Source organism: Saccharopolyspora sp. NPDC045941, from assembly GCF_056431445.1.
In genome coordinates, this window is record NZ_JBWKKU010000003.1 from 249,098 (window position 1) to 255,286 (window position 6,189).

General features: G+C 67.8%; 5 protein-coding genes. 1 reads left to right on the top strand and 4 read right to left on the bottom strand.

Annotated features, from left to right (window positions below; translation table 11 throughout):
* Positions 1-19 precede the first annotated feature (19 nt).
* The 4 genes from AC07FN_RS04055 to AC07FN_RS04070 all read right to left on the bottom strand — a co-directional run bounded on the left by AC07FN_RS04055 (position 20) and on the right by AC07FN_RS04070 (position 4,652).
* The gene (locus tag AC07FN_RS04055; protein WP_478394273.1) at positions 20-931 is read right to left on the bottom strand and encodes an ABC transporter substrate-binding protein; all 912 of its coding nucleotides are present in this window, start codon (positions 929-931) and stop codon (positions 20-22) included.
* A 79-nt stretch (positions 932-1,010) separates the two neighbouring features.
* On the bottom strand, positions 1,011-2,213 hold the full coding sequence (locus tag AC07FN_RS04060; protein WP_478394257.1) for an RNA-guided endonuclease InsQ/TnpB family protein: 1,203 nt from the start codon (positions 2,211-2,213) through the stop codon (positions 1,011-1,013).
* A 24-nt stretch (positions 2,214-2,237) separates the two neighbouring features.
* Positions 2,238-2,795: an ABC transporter permease gene (locus tag AC07FN_RS04065; RefSeq protein ID WP_478394258.1), complete on the bottom strand. Its 558-nt coding sequence runs from the start codon at positions 2,793-2,795 to the stop codon at positions 2,238-2,240.
* A 579-nt stretch (positions 2,796-3,374) separates the two neighbouring features.
* Positions 3,375-4,652, bottom strand: a complete 1,278-nt coding sequence (locus AC07FN_RS04070) for a M20 family metallo-hydrolase (protein ID WP_478394259.1) — start codon at positions 4,650-4,652, stop codon at positions 3,375-3,377.
* A 134-nt stretch (positions 4,653-4,786) separates the two neighbouring features.
* Here AC07FN_RS04070 and AC07FN_RS04075 point away from each other — a divergent pair, with 134 nt between their 5' ends.
* A complete protein-coding gene (locus AC07FN_RS04075; protein WP_478394260.1) occupies positions 4,787-5,836 on the top strand; it encodes a LacI family DNA-binding transcriptional regulator in 1,050 nt (349 codons plus the stop codon).
* Positions 5,837-6,189 lie beyond the last annotated feature (353 nt).

The window sequence follows — 6,189 nt, forward strand, 5'->3', positions numbered from 1 at the left end:
CTCTCTCGTTCCCCGACCGTCACCGCTCGACGCCGACGATCGACAGGTCGATGGAGCCGAAGAAGTAGCCCACCTGCGCGTTGCGGACCTTGGAACCGACCACGCTGTTGGTGAACGTGCGCACCAGCGGAACCAGCGGATAGGACTGCATGACCTGGTCGAACAGGGTCGCCCACTGCCTTCCCAGTTCCTCGCTCGACCCGTTGGCGCCGCGGAGCTGGTACATCTCGCCGGAGATCTTCGGGTCGTAGTACCGCGGGATGTTGGAGAAGCCGTAGGTCTTGCCGTCCACGCTCGGCCCCACGTTCGGGTCGATGGTGGTGCGCACCGAACCGCTGTCCGCGCCACCGCACCAGCCGCTCCGGGCGATGTCGGGCATCTGGTCACCGGCCAGCACGGTGTAGTAGTTGGCGGCCGGAATCGGACGCAGCTGCACGTCGATGCCGAGGGCCTTGAGGTCCTGCTGCAGCACGGTGCCGACGTTCTTGTACCGGGTGTTGGTGTCCGCGTAGCCGTACACCAAGGTCTTGGGGAAGTCCTTGCCTTCCAGCAGCTTCTTGGCCTCGTCCAGCTTCGGCTTGCCCGCCGGGTCCAGGTCGGTGTGCTGCTCGACGTACCCGCGCTGAGCCTCGTTGATGTACGACTGGGTCACCTTGCCGAACCGCGCGCCGCCGTACTGCAACTGGATCGCGTTCCGGTCGATGGACAGCGCGATCGCCTTGCGCACCTGAGGATCCTTGATCGTCTCGGTGTTGAAGTCGAGCACGTCCGTGCAACCCAGCAACCCCGCCGCGGTGCGCGCCTTGATCTCGGGCTCGTTGAGCTTGGCCGCGTCGGACGCCTGCAGGCCACCGTTGCTGTCCAACGTGATCGCCGTCGGATCCGAGTCGGCGATCAGCTGCTGGCTGATGGTGGCCTGCGCGGTGGACAGGGTGAAGTTGACTGCTCCCCTCCCTGAAGGGAGGGGATTCTTGGTCCCGTCCGTTCAAGGGATGCAGGGGATTTCTGGCTCAAGCTGCCCGATCAGGCTGCACCTGATCGGGTCTTCTGCTCTCAGCACCAGCCGGGTACAGCCCAGCCCGGACCCGCATCACATGCGCGGAGTTCTTGTCCCTCAAGGACGTTCGTCCGCACTGCGTGCAGGTGTAGGTACGTTCTGACAGCGGCAGGGCGTGCGTGGTTCTTGCTCCGCACCCAGCGCAGTCTTTCGTCGTGTTGCGCGGGTCCACGAGCACGACCAGTCGGCCGTGCTTGCGACCCATCATCACGAGTTCGTTCTTGGTGGCCGCGATCGTCGCATCGGCGGCCTTACGAGCCATCGTGGTCTTGGCAAGGAACTTCGGGCGGAAGTCCTCCACCGCGATCGCATCGTGGTCAGTAACAACCTTCTTCGCCCACTTCCGGGCGTCGTCCTGGCGAGCTCGTGCGACCTTCTTGTGTGCCTTGGCCGCGAGCCGCTGGGCTTGGCAGTAGCCCTTGGTCTGCCGCTTGCCCTTCGGCTGTCGGCGGCGAGCCATCTGGCGTTGATAGTGGGCCAGCTTCGCCGCCGCGCGTTTGCCGTGCGGGGAGTGCGGGAGATCGTGCTCGTCGGAGGTGGTGGTGGCGGTTTCCTTGACACCCCAGTCGATTCCGATCGTGCGCCCAGTTTCAGGCAGGGGCTGGGCCTCGGCGGCGACGACGAACGAGACATACCAGTGCCCCAGCGAGTCGCGGTAGACACGCGCAGAGCTGGGCCGGCTGGACAGGTCGCGGGACCACACGACGGTGGCCACGATGCCCCCGGCGAGGCGCAGGCGACCGTCGGTGACCCGTAAGCCTCGGAGCGTGTAGTTCAGGCTCGGGTCCGCGACGGCTTTCTTCTTGAAGCGGGGCATCCCCGCTCGTTGCCGCATCGGCAGCCGGTTCTTGATGTCCTTGAGGGCTTTGGCTCGGGAGCGGGCGAAGTCACGTATGATCTGCTGCTGCGGCACGCTCGCGCCGCTGCGGAGCCATTCGTGTTCGGCGCGGTGCGCGGTGAGCTGCTTATCGAGCTGTGCGGGTCCACACTTCTCACCCCGCTTGTGTGCCTCGCGGGAGGCAGCGACGCAGGTGTTCCACACCCACCAGCACCGGTCCCACTCAGCAAGCAAAGCGCGTTCGGTAGCGCAAGAGAGACGGAGACGGTAGGTGTAGCGGGCATGCCCGGTCTCCCCCGCCTCGCCACACGATCGCATCGAAAGTCATCGTAGGGTGTTGGTTTATCGAGATAAACAACGGGTTCCGTACAGGGCGTCACACCCACCTACGGCGCATGGAATAGACGCCAGGAACAGATCCATCACGCGGCTGATCACCATGTCGACCTTGCCGCCGAAGTATCCGGCGGCAGCGCCGAGCACGGTGCCCAGCACCACGGACACCACTGTGGACAGCAGCGCGATGGTCAGTGAGATCCTTGCGCCGTAGGCCATTCGCGCGAAGATGTCGCGGCCGAGTCCCGGCTCAAGACCGAGCCAATGCTCACCGGACGGGTAGCGGTAGTACGACAGCGGCAAGCCCGGCGCGTAGAAGTCGTCCAGGAAGTCCGGCCCGATCCGGGTGGTGAACGGATCCGAGCCCTCGATGGCCACCAACACCGGGGCCAGCGCCGCGAACAGCACCGTCAGGACCACCACGACCAGCGAGGCGATGGCGATCCGGCTGCGCCGAATCCGAAGCCACGCCGTGCCCAGCAGCGACCGCGCGGTGGCGATCTCCGCAGCGGGCCCGCGCTCGGCCTTCGCAGCCGCGGATTCCGGTGAAGGCAGGGTGGACACCTGCCCATCGACGGGCTCCGATGCGCTGGCACGGCGCGTTCGACTCGGCGACTCATGCGGATCCGGCACGTCGATCCTTCGGTGCTCAGGGGTGTGAGGTGAAGCGACGGTACATCAAGGATCGCAATCTGTATACCAAATGTTTGACTCGCTCGAAAGCGCCGCCGTCGAGCCCACCCCGCCGAGCGGACGGCCAGAAGTAACGATGTGCCTACAACAAGGCGATTTGCATCCGCCGCGGGATCGCGCTATCCAGTCCCGGCGGATCAGCCGAACAGAAGCCCCGACTGCTCGCTCGCGCCGAATGGTATACCCAAACTCAGCGCCGATGAAGACCGCAGCGGATGCGGCGGGGCGCGGCGCGCGAGTACGCGTTGGACCAGCCCGCCCGGTACGACGTCACCGCCGCCTGCCGATGAATGCCCGGTGCGGCTCGTCGATGTCGTCGGCGAATGACCAGGGATCACGCCCGATCACGGCCGCCGTACCTGCACACCGTTCGATGGCAGCCTCCTGGCGGCGCGGTTTCGCCTACCGTCAGCGCTCAGCGGATGTCGCTGCCGGCAGAAGCCCGGTCCTTCACCGGCCGCCCCCGAAGTCGTTGTCCACAGCGGACTCTCGATCCATCCGGACCAGGCTGGCCGCCAGCAGGTGCACGCCAGTGGCGATCTGGCCGGAGTCGGTCCATTCCTCGGGGCAGTGGCTGCGACCGTCGCGGGAGGGCACGAAGATCATCCCTGCCGGGCAGCGCGCGGCCAGATGTGCGGCATCGTGGCCGGCCCCGCTCGGCATCGCCATCCACGAGAGGCCGAGTTCGTCGGCGGCGGCCGACGTCAGGTTCTGCACGGACGGATTCGTCGGGACGACCGGATTGTCCACGGTCCAGTCGATCAGCACTTCGACACCGTTCTCGGCGCTTTCCCGAGCGATCTCCTCGACGATCCGCCGGCGAACACCGGACAGCCAGACCTGGTCCTCGCTGCGGAACTCGGCCGCCAGGCGCGTCCGGCCCGGGACCACGTTCTCCGCACCCGGTTCGACCCGCAGGTCACCGCAGGTGGCGACCGCATTGCCGGGCCCAGCGCATCCCTCGCGCTCGACGGTCAGCACCGTCCTGGCGGCCGCGACCAACGCGTCCCGCCGATCGTCCATCCGCCTGGTCCCCGCGTGATCGGACCGGCCGGTGAAGGTGGCGAGAAAGCGCTCGATGCCGACGATCGCGGTGACGATCCCGATGCCGATGCCCCGTTGTTCCAGCGTCGGCCCCTGCTCGATGTGCAGTTCGAGGTAGCCGTGCAGCGGCCTCGTCGCCCAGGTGGGCGTGAGCATCCCGCCAGGTTCCAGCCCGAAGGCCGTCGCCACGTCGCCGAGCCGGTTACCGGCCGCGTCCACCCGGTCCAGGTTCTCCGCCGTGAGCACCCCGGTCGCCGCCTGGCTGCCGAGGCAGCTACCGCTGTACGGGTTGGACTCCTCGCCGAGGAAGTCGACGACGAGGAGATCGTGATCGAGCCGGGTCCCCGTTTCCCGCAGCCGTCGCGCGACCTCGATGCCGCCGAGCACTCCCACGATCCCGTCGAACCGCCCGCCTCCCCGGACGGTGTCCGTGTGCGAGCCGGTGACCAGCGGAGCGCCACCGTGCCGGCCCGGAAGCCGGCCGATGATGTTGCCCGCGGGGTCGACGGAGACCTCCAGCCCGGCATCGCGCATCCGGCTGCGCACCCAATGCCGGGCCGCCCGGTACGGCTCGCTGAAGACCCGGCGCGTCCAGCCTTCCGAATCCGGCTCGCTCAGCCGCGCGAGATCGTGCAGATCGGACCACAGCCGTTCGCGGTCGGGCGCCAGCAGTTCGACGTTCACTCGATCACCTCCGGTGCGCGTCCGGGCAGAACGCGCTCATCGCCGACCGGCCACCCAAACGTTTGCCCCAAACGTTTGGGTGACTATGGTGGTCTTATCCACCAGGCGTCAAGAGGCTGGGTAGAGTTCCTCCGATGTCGACGCAAGACGCCCCTCGCGGAGCGCCGTCCAAGCCGCGCCGCCCCGCGACCTTGCGCGCCATCGCAGAAGCCGTCGGAAGCCACTCCTCGACGGTCTCCCGCGTGCTCAACGGAACTGCGCAGGAGCGGCGCGCGGCAGCCTCCCCCGAACTCGCCGAGCGGATCCGCCAGATCGCCGAGGAGCTCGACTACCGGCCCAATCCGCACGCGGCCAGCTTGCGCACCCGGCGAAGCGGCTTGATCGGCGTGCTCGTCCCACGTCTGTCGGACCTCGTGCTCGCCATGGTCTACGAGGGGATCCACGCCGCCGCAGCAGATGTCGGCCTGTCGACGTTCGTGACCAACACCGACGACCTCGCGCAGCGGCAGCGGACCGCGGCCGAGGTGATGCTCGCCCGCCGCGTTGACGGGATGATCTTCGGCGACGCCCACCTCGACAGCGCGTTCCTCACCGAATTCGCCGATCGAGGCGTCCCGTTCGTGCTGGTCAACAGGTGGTCGGGCAGCTTCCCGGCAGCGACCTGCGACGACTACCTAGGTGGCCGGCTGGTCGCGGAGCACTTCCTGGACCGCGGCTTCGAACGCGCTGCGGTCCTGGCCGGGCCGAAGTTCGCGAGCACGGCCCGCGACCGCACGGCCGGATTCGTCGACCGCTACCGCGAAGAGGGCATCGAGGTGCCCGGGAACCGGATCGTCCAGGCCGGACTCGATGTCGAGGAGGGCCACCAGGGCGCCGATGAACTGCTCGCCCACGGCCCGACGCCGGACGCGATCTTCGCCGTCAACGATTTCGCCGCGATCGGCGCGATCGGGGCCCTGCGCGACCACGGCATCCGCGCCGGCGAAGACCTGGCGGTCGCCGGCTACCACGACACCCCGCTGGCCGCCGAACTGCCCATCCCGCTGACCTCGGTGCGGACTCCCGTGAAGCAGATGGGCAAGGCCGCAGTCGACATGCTCGCGCAAGCCATGGCCGGGGAGACACCGGAATCCGTGCGCCTCCCCCCGACCCTGGTGATCAGAGCCTCCACCAACCAGGGCTGAGTACAGGTTCGCAGATCAGCGCGACTCGCCGGAGCTCCACGAGAACCGGGCCGATCCGGGCGAGTCCCCTGCCGGCGTGCGACATTCCGCGAATTCGGTGGCGGGTTCTTGAACCTGTGATGCTTTCCCGAGACAGTCCACAAGAGACTGAACAGCTAGAACCGGGAAACTCCAAGCCGAATCGGTGCATCTGGGCGTCGTTCAGCCGCGCGCGGAGACGGCTGCCGTCCCGGGGGGGGGGGGGGGGGGGGGGGGGAAAGGGGGGGGGGGGGGGGGGGGGGGGGGAGGAGGAGGGGGAATACAAAGAGAAGCAAAAGGGGGTGGGGAAGGGGTGTTGGGGATAAAGAAGGGAG

Bases quoted from the DNA above. Each gene is read 5' to 3' on its own strand.
- AC07FN_RS04060 (WP_478394257.1), bottom strand. From the start codon at position 2,213: ATGCGATCGTGTGGCGAGGCGGGGGAGACCGGGCATGCCCGCTACACC.
- AC07FN_RS04075 (WP_478394260.1), top strand. From the start codon at position 4,787: ATGTCGACGCAAGACGCCCCTCGCGGAGCGCCGTCCAAGCCGCGCCGC.